Source organism: Methylocella tundrae (genome assembly GCF_901905185.1).
Classification (GTDB): Bacteria; Pseudomonadota; Alphaproteobacteria; order Rhizobiales; family Beijerinckiaceae; genus Methylocapsa; species Methylocapsa tundrae.
The window spans coordinates 168,385-182,772 of sequence record NZ_CABFMQ020000131.1 but is presented as its reverse complement, the minus strand read 5'-3'; the positions used below and the strand labels follow the sequence as shown (position 1 = coordinate 182,772).

At 63.6% G+C, this 14,388-nt stretch carries 11 protein-coding genes; 4 read left to right on the top strand and 7 right to left on the bottom strand.

Annotated features, from left to right (window positions below; genetic code table 11):
* Window positions 1-250: 250 nt before the first annotated feature.
* The 3 genes from MPC4_RS19105 to MPC4_RS19095 all read right to left on the bottom strand — a co-directional run bounded on the left by MPC4_RS19105 (window position 251) and on the right by MPC4_RS19095 (window position 2,707).
* Window positions 251-454 carry a DUF1192 domain-containing protein gene (locus tag MPC4_RS19105; protein ID WP_174513919.1) on the bottom strand — a complete coding sequence of 68 codons (204 nt, stop codon included), beginning with the start codon at window positions 452-454 and terminating at the stop codon, window positions 251-253.
* 97 nt (window positions 455-551) lie between these two features.
* Window positions 552-2,312, bottom strand: a complete 1,761-nt coding sequence (locus MPC4_RS19100; protein ID WP_174513918.1) for a PQQ-dependent dehydrogenase, methanol/ethanol family — start codon at window positions 2,310-2,312, stop codon at window positions 552-554.
* A gap of 74 nt (window positions 2,313-2,386) precedes the next feature.
* Window positions 2,387-2,707, bottom strand: coding sequence for a plasmid stabilization protein (locus tag MPC4_RS19095; RefSeq protein WP_174513917.1), 321 nt, complete (start codon window positions 2,705-2,707; stop codon window positions 2,387-2,389).
* Window positions 2,708-2,896: 189 nt separating this feature from the next.
* Between MPC4_RS19095 and MPC4_RS19090 the strand changes: the two genes are divergently transcribed.
* Window positions 2,897-4,135: a metallophosphoesterase family protein gene (locus MPC4_RS19090; RefSeq protein WP_174513916.1), complete on the top strand. Its 1,239-nt coding sequence runs from the start codon at window positions 2,897-2,899 to the stop codon at window positions 4,133-4,135.
* Entirely contained in the window at window positions 4,135-7,620 is a 3,486-nt protein-coding gene (locus MPC4_RS19085) for an ATP-binding protein (protein ID WP_174513915.1), read from the top strand. The genes MPC4_RS19090 and MPC4_RS19085 overlap by 1 nt, the downstream gene beginning before the upstream one ends.
* Here the strand turns inward: MPC4_RS19085 and MPC4_RS19080 are convergent.
* Together MPC4_RS19080 and mbfA are read right to left on the bottom strand one after the other, a co-directional pair.
* Entirely contained in the window at window positions 7,595-8,542 is a 948-nt protein-coding gene (locus tag MPC4_RS19080) for a metallophosphoesterase family protein (RefSeq protein WP_174513914.1), read from the bottom strand. The two genes, MPC4_RS19085 and MPC4_RS19080, sit on opposite strands and share 26 nt — an antisense overlap.
* A gap of 52 nt (window positions 8,543-8,594) precedes the next feature.
* Complete coding sequence (mbfA, locus tag MPC4_RS19075) at window positions 8,595-9,566, bottom strand: iron exporter MbfA (RefSeq protein ID WP_174513913.1); 972 nt, start codon at window positions 9,564-9,566, stop codon at window positions 8,595-8,597.
* 251 nt (window positions 9,567-9,817) lie between these two features.
* On the opposite strand from mbfA, the gene MPC4_RS19070 reads away from it, so the two are divergent.
* On the top strand, window positions 9,818-10,324 hold the full coding sequence (locus MPC4_RS19070; RefSeq protein WP_134491459.1) for a GNAT family N-acetyltransferase: 507 nt from the start codon (window positions 9,818-9,820) through the stop codon (window positions 10,322-10,324).
* 115 nt (window positions 10,325-10,439) lie between these two features.
* Entirely contained in the window at window positions 10,440-10,661 is a 222-nt protein-coding gene (locus MPC4_RS19065) for a hypothetical protein (RefSeq protein WP_134491457.1), read from the top strand.
* Between the two features lie 17 nt (window positions 10,662-10,678).
* On the opposite strand, the gene MPC4_RS19060 is transcribed toward MPC4_RS19065, so the two are convergent.
* Together MPC4_RS19060 and MPC4_RS19055 are read right to left on the bottom strand one after the other, a co-directional pair.
* Entirely contained in the window at window positions 10,679-12,772 is a 2,094-nt protein-coding gene (locus MPC4_RS19060; protein ID WP_174513912.1) for a hypothetical protein, read from the bottom strand.
* A gap of 265 nt (window positions 12,773-13,037) precedes the next feature.
* Complete coding sequence (locus tag MPC4_RS19055; protein WP_174513911.1) at window positions 13,038-14,000, bottom strand: beta-propeller fold lactonase family protein; 963 nt, start codon at window positions 13,998-14,000, stop codon at window positions 13,038-13,040.
* Window positions 14,001-14,388: the final 388 nt, after the last annotated feature.

Genomic DNA, 14,388 nt, shown 5'->3' with positions numbered 1-14,388 from the left:
GCCAAACAAACCAGGATCCATGACTACCCGAGAAAGTCCCGAGAAACGAAATCCGCGCCCGCCGCAAACAGCAGCGCCGCTTCCAATGACGCCCTTATAGGACCCACCATCCCACCATGTCAACACGCGATTGCACTTTTTTGACAAAAACAATACGCGGTCGAGATGAATCAATGACATATGCCGACATATGCCGCAAAAGGCCGGGCTGGCCGACCCGGCAATCGCCGCGGCGCGGTGAAAAAAGGCGTCAGATCTTGAAAAAAGCGGCGGCGGCGCCGCGCGAGGCTCGTTTGGCGTCCCGGGCCTCTTCCAAGCGGATGATCTCCGCCTTGAGAAGAGCGATGCGCTCCTCGATCTGATGCAGGGAGAGATCGTCCAGGTTCTGCCCGACCTCATGCGCCGCGCTCCTGCGGGGCGGCGCGCCAAAAATCCTTTCGTCATCGACGTCCATGTGCGTCTGTCCCAATCCCGATTAAAGGATTTTCAATTCTACACCCGCGCCAGCCTCTCTCAAAGCGAACCCTCGCCCCTCGGCGAGGCGGGAAACATCATTTCAAGGCGAACACCGTCAGCTGCCCGCCCAACGCCGTATAATTGGCCAGCGCCGCATACACCCCAGGGGAATTTGCGCCCTCGTCCGAATGCGTCAGCCCGGCGGTCAGGCCAACGCCCGACCATCCGCCCGCCCCGGACAGGACGGCGATATATTGCCTGCCATTGCGCTCGAAGCTCGTGACGTCGCCGATGATCCCGGACGGCGTCTTGAACCGGTACAGCTCCTTGCCGGAGCGCGCATCGACCGCCTTCAGATAGCCTTCGAGCGTGCCGTAGAAAACGAGTCCGCCGGCCGTCGCGAGGACGCCGGAGGCGACGGCGAATGGCTCTGGATCAGACCAGACGACCCGCTTTGACGCCGCATCCCAGGCAATGAGGGCGCCCATGTTCGTTTCGCCCTTCTCCGGATAGACTGACGTGTCGGCGCCCGTATAAGGCTGACCCGCGGCGTAAGTGATCTGGAACGGTTCATAGTCCATGCAAAGACGGATCATCGGCGCGTAAAAAAGGCCTGTCAGCGCGGAATAGGCCGCCGGATTGGCGTTTTTCGCGCCGACCGTGCTCGGGCAGACGCCGTGGGTCACGGTCTCCTCGCCATTCTGCTGGGTCGAATAGGCGCCGTCGACGATAGGGCGGCCATAGCTCTTCGAGCTTTTATCCATATCGATCCGGCTCGCCCAATTCACCGCCGGATCATATTTATCCGCGCTGATGAGCGCGCCGTCGGCGCGATCCAGCACATAGGCGAATCCGTTGCGGTCGAAATGCGTCAGCACTTTGCGCCCGCCGGGAGCGTCAGTGAGAATCATCTCATTGACGCCGTCATAGTCCCATTCGTCATGCGGGGTCATCTGATAGACCCACCTCGCGACGCCCGTATCGACGTCGCGCGCAAAAATGGCCATGGACCATTTGTTGTCGCCGGGCCGCTGCGCGGGGTTCCAGGTCGAGGGATTGCCCGTCCCGTAATAGATGAGGTTTTCCGCAGCGTCATACGAGATCCGGCCCCAGGGCGCGCCGCCGCCAATCTTCCATTGATCGCCCTGCCAGCTCGCAAGGCTCGACTCCTTGCCAACGGGCTTGCCAAGCTCTGTCGTTTTCTCCGGATCGATGAGCGTATCGGCGTCCGGGCCGACCGAATAGGCGCGCCAGAGCTTTGCGCCCGTTTTGACGTCATAGGCGGTAAGATAGCCGCGAAGGCCAAATTCCCCGCCGGAGACGCCAACGAGAACCTTGTCCTTGATCAGCGCTGGCGCGGAAGTTCCCGTCGCGCCCTTCCCCGGATCGCCGTTCTTGACAGACCAGACCGGCGCGCCGGTTTTCGCGTCGAGGGCGACGAGGGTTGTATCCGCCTGATACAGAAAGATCTTGCCGTCGCCATAGGCGAGGCCGCGGCTGACCGTATCGCAGCACATTAGCGGCACGACGCCGGCATCCTGCCGCGGCTCATATTTCCAGAGGATTTTTCCGTCGTGATCGAGGTCGAGCGCGTAGACGATGTTTGGAAACGGCGTATGCACATAGATCACGCCGCCGACAACCAAGGGGGCGCCTTCATGGCCGCGCAGAACGCCCGTTGAAAAGGTCCAGACCGGCGTCAGCCGCGACACATTTTCGGTCGTGATCTCTTTTAGCGGCGAATAGCGGAGGTTCGCGAGATCGGGCTGCGTTTCACCCGCCTGAGCGCTATTGACGGCTAAGGCGCCGAGACAGATGAGAATGATGCGCAGGGCGCTTGCCCAGGTCTTTTGCATTCGAAACACCACTCTTGCGACAATTTGAGCGAACTCATTGTCGCAAGTGACGGCGAATGCAAGCCGCGCGCGCCTCAGCCGCGGGCGGTATGTTCCGCCCTCGCCTTGCGCGTCGCAGCGGCCTTCTTGGCGGAAGCTGACCGCGCCGCCGCAGAGCGTGAGGAGGCCGCAGCGCCCCCTGCCCGGCCGCCCTTGTGAGCCGCCGGATGGCCCGTTTCCTTGCCGCGTCCCGAGCCGCCAGGCTTTTTGCCGCCGCCATCATCCTTGTTGACCGTCGCCCAGGCTCTTCGTTCGGCTTCCTTGGTCGAAACGCCTTTCTCCTCATAGCTCTCGGCAATGTGATCGGCCTTGCGCTCCTGCTTGTCGGTGTATTTGGATTTGTCGCCGCGCGGCATGTCGAGTCCTCCTTTGACGCCTAAACCCGCGTAAGATCGCGACAAAACGCGATTCGCCGCCTCCCGTTCCGCCCCCGCGAAGGCAGGCCTGAAAAAATGGCGGGGACAGAATCGACGAAAGACCGATCTCCATTGATTTGACCATTAATTTCGCTTCGTAGTGATGCTGAAACCGCCAAAGGACATGGATTGCGCTTCCGCTTCATTCACGCCGCCGATCTCCATCTCGATAGTCCGCTGCTGGGGCTCTCGAAAAAATCGCAGGATTTCGCCGCCCGCGTCGACGACGCCTCGCGCCGCGCTTTCGACAATCTCGTCGCTTTGGCGATCGAGGAGGAGTGCCGCCTCGTCGTCATCGCGGGCGACGTCTTCGACGGTCAGTGGCGCGATTATCGCACCGGGCAATTCTTCGCCGACCGCATGCGGCGCCTGCGCGAAAAAGGCGTGCGCGTCGTCATGATCTTCGGCAACCATGATGCGGAGAACCGTTTCGCCAGCAGACTTGACCTCTCAGACAATGTCTCCGTGCTACCTTCGAAACAGTCGGGCACCGTGCTCATCGACGAGATCGAGACCGCCGTGCACGGCCAGAGTTTCGCCCAGCGCGAGGTGCTGGATAATATCGCCCTCGCCTATCCAAGACCCATTGCCGGGCGCTTCAACATTGGTCTTCTGCATACGGCCGGCAGCGGCCGCGAGGGCCACGCCAGTTACGCCCCTTGCAGCCTCGAGCAACTGGCGAACCACGGCTATCATTATTGGGCGCTCGGCCACATTCACGCGCGTGAGCAGCTCTGGGATTCGCCGCCGATCATTTTTCCCGGCAATCTGCAAGCCCGCAGCATCAAGGAAACGGGAGCAAAAGGCGTCACGCTCGTCACTGTCGAGGACGGCGCCGTCGCCTCGCTGGAGCATCGCCCGCTCGATGTCGTGCGCTTCGCCGCCGAGACGATCGACGTCTCGGGGCTCGCGGATCGCGAAGAACTCTTCGCCGCGATCCGCCGCCAGGCCGAGGCGGCTTTCGCCACGGCGGAAGACCGCGCGCTTGCGCTGCGCGTCAAACTGACCGGCGCCAGCGCCCTCCACGCCGATCTGATGACGGATGCGAGAAACCTGCGGGAAGAAGTGGAAACCCTGCTCGCCAGCATCGCCAGCGACATCTGGCTGGAGAAGCTCGCGATCGAAACCGCACCCCCGCCGTTACGCGCTGGCGTCGATCCAACCATCGCGGGCGGCCTTCGCCTCGCCATCGAGGAACTCGCCGAAAGCGGCTGGCTGCGCGAACGCCTCTCCGCGCGGCTCGCGGACATCAAGACCAAATTGCCGGCAAGCGCCCATCAGGACGAACTCCTTGCGGAATTGAAGGCTGAAGGCTGCGAACGCGCCAGGGCGCTTGCTCTCGCCCTCATCGAGAAGGGCCAGCGCTGATGCGCTTTGAAACGCTGACCATTGAAAATTACGGCCGCTGCAAGGAGGCGAGGCTCGTATTTCCGGCCACCCCCGGCTTCACGCTCATTTTCGGACCGAATGAAGCCGGCAAGAGCACCGCCCTCGAAGCGATTTCGGATTTTCTTTTTGGCGTGCCCGAAAGGACAGAGCGCGGTCAGATGTTCGGCGCGGGCAATATCGCCCTCAGTGCGCAACTCACCCTCGCCGACGGGACGCGCCTCTCGCTCCGCCGCCGCAAGGGCCGCGCCCGCACGCTGACGGATCAATCCGGCCAGCCTGTCGAGGAGGCGGTCCTCGTCCGAACGCTCGGCGCGACAGGACGTGACCGATTCAACTCGCTATTTGGGCTCAGCCATGAGGCGCTGCGCAAAGGCGGCGACCAATTGCTCAAAGCGGACGGCGATGTCGGCCGCCTGATCCTTTCGGCCGGCGGCGGCCTCGGATCGCTCGTCAAGATCGTCGACGGGCTGCGCGAGGACGCGGCTAAACTGTTCGACATGCGCAAGGGCAAAGATCGCCTGTTCTACATGGGCCTCAGCGCTTTCGAGGAAGCGGAAAAGGCTGTCAAACTCGGCCAGATGACGCGTGAGCATTATGTGAAGGCGCAGCAGCAGCTGAATGCGGCGCGTGAGACCGAGGCGTCCCTGCGCCGACGCAGAAGCGAGAAAATGACAGAGCATCTGCGTTTTGAGCGCCTCGCCCGCGTCGTTCCCTCGATTCTCGCATTCGATCGTCTTTCGCAAGAGGCCGTAGCGTTCGCCGATCTGCCGCCGTTGCGCGCTGATTTCACCGCCTCATGCACAAAGGCGCTCGACGCAGAGTTGCGCGCCGGCGAGGCGCTGCGGGAGGCCGAGGAACGCTGTCTTGGCGCCCAACGCCGGTTGGAAAATCTCGCGGTTTCCATCGCGGTCATCGAGGCGGAAGCCAAAATCCGAGACGCCGGCGAAAAAGCCATTCACGTCTCGAAAGCCCGCGACGACCGGCCGAACCGTGAAATCGAACTCGCCGAATACGCCGAGGCGCTGAAGACTCTCCGGCAACGGATCGGGCTTCCGGACGACGCCGATCTCGAAACCGCCGCGCCGTCCGCGGAGGCGGTCGAGAGGACGCAAAGGCTCGCCGCGGAGGGGCTGGAGCGGCGCGGCAAACTCGCCGGTCTTGCCGAAGAGCGCGCGAGGGAAACGAAAACGCTGGAGGCCGCGCAAAAGCGCCAGATCGACCGGCGCGCTACCGGCGCGGACAGGCCCATCGGCCTCAGGGCGGCGGAGTTCTCCACGATCACCCAGCTCGCCGCCGCACATATGGCGAAAGCGAAACAGGCGGAGGCCGCGAAACAGGATTTCGAGACCGCGCTGACGCGTTTGGGATTTGCCACAATAGAGGCGTTGCAGTCATGGCTCTGCCCCGACGAGGCCGCGATTCAGGCGGAAATCGACCGGCGCGGCGCGATCGAAGCGGAGCTTCTAACCGCGAAGGAGAAAATCGCGGCCGCGGCGGAAAAGCGCGATCAGGCGCACAGCGAGGCAGAACGGCTGAAGGCCGGCGCTCCCATGCCTTCTCGAGAGGCGATCGAAAGCCTTCGCGCGCAGCGAAACCTCGTCTTCGACGGGATCAAGGCCCGCTATCTCAGCATTAACGCAAGCGAGGCCGCGGGGCGCTCGCAGGCCGAGCGCGAGGCCGACATTGAGGCGCATCAAAAGCACGCCGGTTCGGCAGACGCGTTAGCCGACCGCAGGGCCCTGGAAGCCGACCGCGTGGCGGCGCTCGAACTGGCGCAGCGCCAGGAAGCGGAGGCCCGGCGTCTTCTGGCAAGCCTCGCGCAACAGCAAGAACGTCTCGCCAACGAACGTGCAGCGGCGGACGAAGCATGGAGCGCGATCTGGCCAGAAGCTGCGACGAAGGAAAAAAATCCGGGCCGTCTCAAGGCCCTGTCGGCGCAGCGGCCCATGGTCCTCGCGCGCCATGCCGACTGGCGGGAAAAGGCCGAATCGGCGGCGGCGCTGGAGGCGGAATTTTCGGCCCGGCTCGAGGCTTTGGCCCTGGCCGAGGCGCGGCTCGGCTTGCAGGCGGATGGCGCCATGAGCGCACGCGTCAGCGCGATCGCCGCGGCGATCGAGATCCATGAGGCGGCATTTGCCGATTATCGGACCGATGAAAACATCATCGCCGGCGTTCGCGCCAGACTGGCCGACATCGATGAGGCGCAAAAGGCGCTTCTCGACGCTGAGGCGAATTGGCGCGCGGCCTGGCGGCCGGCTCTGCAGGCGCTGGCGCTCCCCGACGGAGCTGCTTTCGAGTCCGCAAACGACATCGCCACGCAATGGGCCAAAGCCGACGGCGTCTTCAAGGGACGTCGCCAGACGCGCCATCGTCTGACGCGCATGGACGAGGACGAAGCAGCCCTGCGCAATCTCGTTGAGGAGATTAGGGGCGGCCTCGATTTCGAGCTGCCGCTGGACGCCGTCGCCGCCGCGCGGCTGCTCGCCGACCGGCTCGAGGAGGCTCGTAAGATCAGAATTGAGCGCGAAAGCGCAGCGCGGCAGTTGGCCGCGGAGATCGAGGACCGGGACGGAAAACGCGAGCTCGCGGGCGCTGCGGCGGCCGTCGTCCGCTCACATTGCGAGGAGGCGGGATGCGCGCCGGAGGCGCTGGCTGACTTCTCGGTAAGATTTGCCCAAAAAGTCGAACTCGAGCAGCAGCTTCGCGATCTTGCGAAAGCGATTCAGGAGTACGGCGACGCTCAGCCCCTCGAAGCCTTGAGGGAGCAATGGGGCGGGCGCAATCTCGACGAGATCGCCGCCGCGGCGGCGACCTTCAAAAGCGAGGCTGATGGACTTGACGCCGAGATCAACGAGGCTTTCGCGGTGCGGCGTGACCGCGAACGCGATCTCGACGCATTCGCCTCCGCCGAGGGCGTCAACGCCGCCGTCGCCGAGCGCGAAAGCGCCGCCGCCGAAATGCATGATGCGCTCGAGCGCTATATTGAGATCGCGCTCGCCGAGGAGCTGCTGCGCGCGGCGATGGATCAGCTGCGGGACCAGCAGAAAGATCCCCTTATTCGCCGCGCCGGGGATCTGTTCGCGGTTTCGACGGCGGGCGCCTTTGCCGGCGTCAATACGGACGTCAATGCGGACGGCCTGCCCGTCGTCGTCGGCAGACGCAAAACCGGCGAGGACGCGCCTGTGGCGCTGATGAGCGACGGCGTCCGCGATCAACTTTATCTTTCTTTCCGCATCGCGAGCATCGAGCATTACGCGCAGGCGGCCGAGCCGCTGCCTTTCATCGCCGACGATCTGCTCGTCCATTTCGACGACGAGCGAAGCGCCGCCGCGCTCGGCCTTCTGGCTGAACTTGGGAAAACGACGCAGGTGCTTTTGTTCACGCATCACCGCAGCCTCAAGGAGGCCGCCGCGCCGCTGGTCGAAAAAAACCTCGCCGCTATCCTTGAACTCTGCGGAACCTAGAGCGTACGCCGCGTGGGCTGGAGAGTCCGAGCGGGATCGGACCCAGATCTCCAATCGTCGTCGTGCCTGGCAGCAAGCCTCGCGCGAAGCCCTTGATCTCATAATCGCGCAAGCTTCCCGCGATCTCGAACAGGTTATAACCGGCGCGATGGCGAGAGGCTGGCCGCGCGATCGACGCGGACGGCGCCCCGACAACGGGCGCGCGCCGCTTGGGGCCCTCGATATGGCTGACGCTCAGCCTGTGGTTATGACCGTGCAGGATCAGCTCCGCGCCCGTGCGCCCGATCATCTCTTCGAAATCGCGCGCGTCGGTCAGGCCGCGGGCGAGACTCGCTGCGTCCGTGCGCGGCGAATGATGCAGCATGACGACCCGGACGAGGTCGCGCCCGGCGGCTTCAGCGAGGAGCTTTTCGGCAAGCTCGATCTGCCGGCGCCCGAGGCGCCCTGACGCAATGAAAAAAGGCGTCGGAACGGCGGATGAAAGGCCGATAAGAGCGACTTTGCCGCGCACGCGGAGATAGGGAAAGCGGCCGCCAGGTTCGTTCTCGCCCTTCGTCCAGGGCGCAAAGACGCGCGCAAGATCGGGCAGCGACCCGCGCACATAGGCGTCATGGTTGCCCGGCACGAAGCTGACGTCCTCGGCCGGCCCCAATGTCTCGAGCCATTTGCGCGCAAGCTGAAATTCGGCGGGAAGGCCGATATTGGCGATATCGCCCGTCATTGCGACATGGTCGGGATTTTGCGCCCGGATGTCCGCCACGATATGGCTCAGCGTCGCCATATCGTGAACGAGGGAGCGGCCTCGCGTCCAGTTCAGATAGCCGGTGACGCGCTTGCCCAGAAGCTCGCGCCGGCGCGGGCGCGGCAGCGGGCCAAGGTGGGGGTCGGTGAGATGGGCGAGGCGGAACTGCACGGTCGCCACTAACCGCGCCGCCTCTCATCCGTCAAGGCTCGCATCCGCCGGGACGGCCCCATCACGACGCGCCTATGAGGATGCCCGTGGCCAGAACGATCGCGCCGCCGAGGACGATTTGCAGCGCGGCCTTGAAGAAAGGCGTCTGCATATAGCGGGCGCGTATATAGGCGATGATCCAGAGCTCGAAAAAGACGATCACGCCCGCGATTCCCGTCGCGATCAGAAACGCGTTCGGCAGGGCGTCCGGCACGAGATAGGGCAGCGAATGGCCGAGCCCGCCGGCGGTCGTCATCAATCCGCATACGATCCCCCGCACCAGCGGCGAACCGCGGCCGCTGAGTTCGCCATCATCGGCGAGAGCCTCCGCGAAGCCCATGCTGATGCCGGCCCCGAGCGAGGCGGCGAGCCCGACCAGAAACGTCTGCCAATTATTGTGGGTTGCGAAGGCCGCGGCAAAAAGTGGCGCCAGGGTCGAAACCGAGCCGTCCATCAAACCGACGAGGCCGGGCTGGATATATTCGAGGATGAACATCCGCCGCCGCGTCTCGACCTCTTCCTTGCCGGCCGCCCCGGTTTCAAGCTTGCGTTCGAGATTGATCGCGATCTGCTCATGCGCCTGTTCGTCGCGCGCGAGGTCGAGGAGGAGCTTCCGAATGGCGGGATCACGCGACTGGGTTGCGGCCTTGGCGTAGAATTTCTCCGCCTCGATCTCCCGCGCCTCCGTCTCGTTGCGAATGGTGTTCAGCGACAGATTACGCGTCAGCCAGACGGGCGGTCGCCGCACGAAAGAGCGCACGTCCGATTTGCGGATCGGCACGAGGTTAGGACCGAAGCGGTCCTTATAGAGGGCCGTCAGCTTGTCGCGATGGCCTGCCTCGACCTCCGCCATCCGTTCAAAGGTCTGCGCGGTGGCGGGATAACGCTCGCGCAGATCGTCGGCGAACATCATGTAGACGCGATTGTCCTCTTCTTCCGACGCGATCGCCATGGCGAGAATCTCGCGTTCGGTGAGATCTGCAAATTTCTTCAAGCTTTTTGCTCCGGATTGTTTAGAATTACTCTAATTTACAAGGCTCCTCAGTGCCAGACGGCGCGAGCGGCTTTTTTGCCCAAATCCATACTGAAAGGCGGCGTATGGCCGCGACATGAGCGCGCGCCAGCTCTCGTCTAGGCGCGCCGCGCGGGAGGACGCCTCTGCTTTCCTTCGCTTATGGCTTGATCTAACTTGTCGCCGGGCGCCGCCTCCGCCCGTTATCTTCGCACCGCTCAAACTGCAATCGCATGGCAGATCTTTCCCTCAGTCTTACGCAGCAAACGCCGGGCGACTCGGCGGCGATCGAACGGCTCGACGAACGCGCCTTCGGGCCGGGCCGCTTCGCGCGTTCAGCCTATCGCCTGCGCGAGGGAGTCGAGCCGGATTACGCCCTCTCCTTCGTGGCGCGGGTTGGGACCCTGCTCGTCGGCGCGAACAGGATGACGACGATCCGCTGCGGGCAAGCGCTGGCGTTACTGCTTGGGCCGCTCACCGTGGACCCGGCGTTTCGATCCGGCGGCATCGGCGAAGCGCTGGTGCAAAAGTCACTCGAAGCCGCGCGCGAGGCGGGGCACACGCTGGTGCTTCTGGTTGGCGACCTTCCCTATTATGAACGCATGGGATTTCAGCCCGTCCCGCCCGGACAGATCACTTTCATCGGTCCGGTCGACCCTGACCGTCTGCTCTACTGCGAACTCGTCGAGGGCGCGTTGGCCGCCGTCGGCGGCAGAGTGCGGCGGGTGCGGGCGCGCTGAGACGAAACCACGCGCCCCGCGCCGCGGAGAAGACCGCGCGCCCCGCGCATCGGGAACTTTCAAAGGAGAAAAGGATTTCATCGAATAGCAACAGCAACCCGAAAGGGAGCCAGCCATGTCGACGCGGTTCCAGATCGCCTCTATTATTTATATGATGGTCAACGCGGTCGTCTTCGGCATTGGGATTGTCACGGTTCTGCTGGCGCCCGGCCTCGCCAACCATGCCTTTCAGCTCATCCCGGCACTCGTGATCGCAAGCTTCATCGTCTCAGCTCCACTCGCCTGGTTCATCGCGCCACGGCTCCGGGCGCGTTACATGCGTCAGCATTCGGCCTGAGACCCGTAAACCGGAAATCACGCGTCCTTGCGGCCTCGGCGGCCCTCGAAAAGCCAAGCTGAAACCACGCTTGCGAGCAGGGCGATGAGCCCTAAGAACCCGATCGCCAGCGGCGTGACGCCGACGCCTTTGACTTCGCTCGCGCCGTTGCGCTTGATTGCGGCATAGTCCGAGCCGCCATAAACGGGGCTTTCGCGCATCGAGACGAGCCGCGGCAGGGCAATGTCGCCAGTCGCGCCGCTTGCAATGCGCCGCACTGTCCCGCCCGTCGCCTCGGCGAGCGGCCGCAGCCGCTCCGGGGTCGAGACCACCTCCTGGAATTCGCGCGGATTTTCCGGCCCGACATTGGCAAGAACGGACAAGGTTCCGTCCGTCAGGCGATAGAGGCCAAGCTCGGAGGCGTCGACGCTGGCGCGGGAAAGCCCCGGCTCCGCGGCCGCGAGGGTCACCGTCGATTCCTGCCCCGAGGGCGCGGTGATTTTCACCGGCGGAATTTCGGCGAGCAGGCTCTGGCGCTCGATCTCGATCTTGCGACCGCGGACATTCGCGCGCAGCGCTTCTTCCTCAAGCTCCGGCTCTTTCATCAGCCAATGCGCAAGGCGGCGCAACAGATCGAGATGCGGTCCGCCGCCCTCAAACCCGCGCGCCCACAGCCACATCTGATCGCTGAGCAGCAAGGCGACTCGCCCTTTGCCTTCGCGGGACAGCACAAGGAGGGGCTTTTGATCCGCGCCGTCGAGAACGCTGGCGCCGCGCGTCACCTGCGCATTGACCTGACGGAACCACTGGCTCCAGGCCGGCGGCGTCTGATCGGAGCCCGGCAGCCCGCGCGTCACCGGGTGCTTGGCGCCATCTTTCGAGATCGCCGCGCGAAAGGCCTGTTCGGTCAGCGTGCCGTCCGGGCGGGCCGGCGCGATCCGCCCGAGCGGCGAATAATAGAGCCCGTCCGGGCCTGAAAAATCCGGGCCCGCCGCGAGCATCAAGGCGCCGCCCTCGCGGACATAGCGAACGATATTCTCGAAATAGACGAGCGGAAGGACGCTCTGATTGGAGTAGCGGTCGAAGACGATGAGATCGAATTCCTTGATCTTGCGGCCAAACAGATCGGCGGTCGGGAAAGCAATCAGCGACAATTCATTGATCGGCGTGCCGTCCTGCTTTTCCGGCGGACGCAGAATGGTGAAATGCACCAGATCGACATTGGCGTCGGATTTCAAAAGATTGCGCCACATGCGCTCGCCATTGTGCGGTTCGCCCGAGACGAGCAGCACCTTCAGCTTGTCGCGCACGCCCTCGATCGTCACCACCGCTTTGTTGTTGATCGCGGTCAGCTCGTCCGGCAAAGCCTCGACCTCGAGCTCGACGACATTCTGGCCGCCGTGTTCGATGCGCACAGGGACGCGCACGCGTTCGGACGGCCGCGCCAGGATCGTTGCGATGGGATTGCCGTCACGGCGCACCTTCAAGACGACGGGATCGTTCTTGCCGGCGGTGTCGAGCACGCGCAGCTCGATCGTCTGATCCTTGCCGACGATGCCAAAGCGCGGCGCTTCGAGAAGCTCGATGCGGCGGTCGCGCTCGCCTTCGCGCCCCGTGATCAGCGCATGCAGCGGCGCCTTGAAGCCGAGCGCGTCCGCATTGGCCGGAATGTCGTCGACGAGGCCGTCGGTAATCATGAACACGCCGCCGACGCGCTCGGACGGCACATCGGCAAGGCCGGCGTTCAGCGCCGAAAAGAGGCGCGTGCCGTCGTCCTGCGCATCCGTGCGGTCGCTCTCGATGGTGCGGACCTCGACATTGCCGAGGCCTTTCAGCTGTTCTTCCAGCGCCTCGGCCGCCTTTTTCGTCTGCTCCGCCCGTTCGCCTATGGTCTGGCTGCCGCTCTGATCGACGACCACCGCGACGACGTCTTTCAGTCCGGCGCGATCTTCCCGCACCAGCGAGGGGTCCGTGAGCGCCAGCAGAAGCAGCGCCAGTCCGAGCGCGCGTAACAATGTGCCGCGCCGGCGCGCATAAAACCCCAAGGCGACGACGAAAAGGGCAAGAGCGCCAAAGCCGGCAAGGACCGGCCACGGCAGGAACGGCGCAAACGACAGATTGAACTGGTTCATCAAGCTTTGGAGCCCTGGAGTTTAAGCTTTGCGCGCTTCATCGGCCTGAGAGATGATCCCGTTTGAGGGCCCCGCCACGCTCCAAATCGCTTCATCACGCCTCGTCGATCCATTCGCCGCTCTTAGTTAAAGCGCGAATTGTGGTCATTTTCAAATCGCGGCCGCGTGAGGGGCCGAACTGTCGGGGTGCGGCGCTGCCCTGGACCGGCGGACGAAGCCTGCGCGGGCCGTTGGGCTCACGGGTGGTCCGCTCGTCGAGCTTTCTTTAAAGAGGCGATGCGGGAGGCTTGGGCGGGGGCGGCGTGATGCCCAGATGAAAGGCCGCCACCCCCGCCGGAAAGGTGGATGCGACCGTGTTGCCGCCCGTCTCGATGACCGAAACGCTGTCGGAGGGCGCGCCGGCGACATAGACTTGGCGCCCATCCGGCGTCACGGCTATGCCGGAAGGAGAATTGCCCACGGCGACGCGGGCCATCACACGTTTGCCAGCCGTTTCAATCACCGAGACGTCACCCGAGAAAAAATTCGCGACATAGGCATATTTCCCATCTGGCGTCACGGCGACGCCATTCGGATACGCTCCCACCATGACCGTGCCCGCCACCGCGCCGTCATCCGTTTCTATCACCGAAACAAGGTTGGAGGGCTGGTTGGCGCGGCCCGCATTGGCGACATAGGCCTGTTTTCCATCTGGAGTAACGGCTATCGCAACCGGAGCCGTCCCCACGGCGATCGTTTTCAGCACCCTGTTTGCGTCCGTGTCGATCACCGAAACATTGTCGGAGCGGAGATTGGCGACATAGGCGTGTTTTCCATCCGGGGAAAGCGCGATCGCCTGCGGGCCGGCTCCGACGCGGACAGTGTTCACCACCGTGTTGCCGGCCGTTTCAATCACCGAGACGGTGTTGGAATCCCGATTTGCGACATAGAGGTGTTTTCCGTCCGGCGTCACGGCTATCCCCTCGGGGCGTGTTCCAACGGGAACCGTGCTCACCACCCTATCTGTGGCCGTATCGATCACCGATACGCCATCGTCGACGAAAATCGTGACATAGACATGTTTCCCATCGGGCGCCACGGCGATATCTTGCGGCCCGTTGCCAACCGGGATCGTGTCCACCAACGTGTTGTTGTTGCCGATATCGATGACCGAAACTGTGTTTGAGTTCACATTGGTGACATAGGCCAGAGACCGCCCCGTCCCGGCCATCGCTGCCGGGCCCAGCATCAGCATGGCCCAAAGGGCTGCAAAACCGTGCGCGCGAAATCGCCGTCGCCTGAGTTTTATGGCGTGCATGGTTTCATTTCGCGAAAATACTTTCGTGATCTGCCGGTCCCTTCGCGCGAAATTCTGATAATTATTGAAGATCAATAATACTGCGCGTAAGCGCCAGCATATTGAACTCCGGACAGACGTGCGCCGCTGCTACTTTAATCTCGGGAAATTTGTTGGCAAGCATGTTCCCGGGTCGACGCGAGAACACAAGCTGGGGCCAGACAGCAAGTTGAGACCCGTTAGACTCACCCGCTCAAATGCTTCGCCAACATCAGCGACACGGGACGCTCATCCGCCAAGGTCACGAGGGGTCAAACATCGGCCTCAGCCGCGTACCCAA

Bases quoted from the DNA above. Each gene is read 5' to 3' on its own strand.
- MPC4_RS19105 (WP_174513919.1), bottom strand. From the start codon at position 454: ATGGACGTCGATGACGAAAGGATTTTTGGCGCGCCGCCCCGCAGGAGC.
- MPC4_RS19100 (WP_174513918.1), bottom strand. From the start codon at position 2,312: ATGCAAAAGACCTGGGCAAGCGCCCTGCGCATCATTCTCATCTGTCTC.
- MPC4_RS19095 (WP_174513917.1), bottom strand. From the start codon at position 2,707: ATGCCGCGCGGCGACAAATCCAAATACACCGACAAGCAGGAGCGCAAG.
- MPC4_RS19085 (WP_174513915.1), top strand. From the start codon at position 4,135: ATGCGCTTTGAAACGCTGACCATTGAAAATTACGGCCGCTGCAAGGAG.
- MPC4_RS19070 (WP_134491459.1), top strand. From the start codon at position 9,818: ATGGCAGATCTTTCCCTCAGTCTTACGCAGCAAACGCCGGGCGACTCG.
- MPC4_RS19065 (WP_134491457.1), top strand. From the start codon at position 10,440: ATGTCGACGCGGTTCCAGATCGCCTCTATTATTTATATGATGGTCAAC.
- MPC4_RS19060 (WP_174513912.1), bottom strand. From the start codon at position 12,772: ATGAACCAGTTCAATCTGTCGTTTGCGCCGTTCCTGCCGTGGCCGGTC.
- MPC4_RS19055 (WP_174513911.1), bottom strand. From the start codon at position 14,000: ATGCTGGGCCCGGCAGCGATGGCCGGGACGGGGCGGTCTCTGGCCTAT.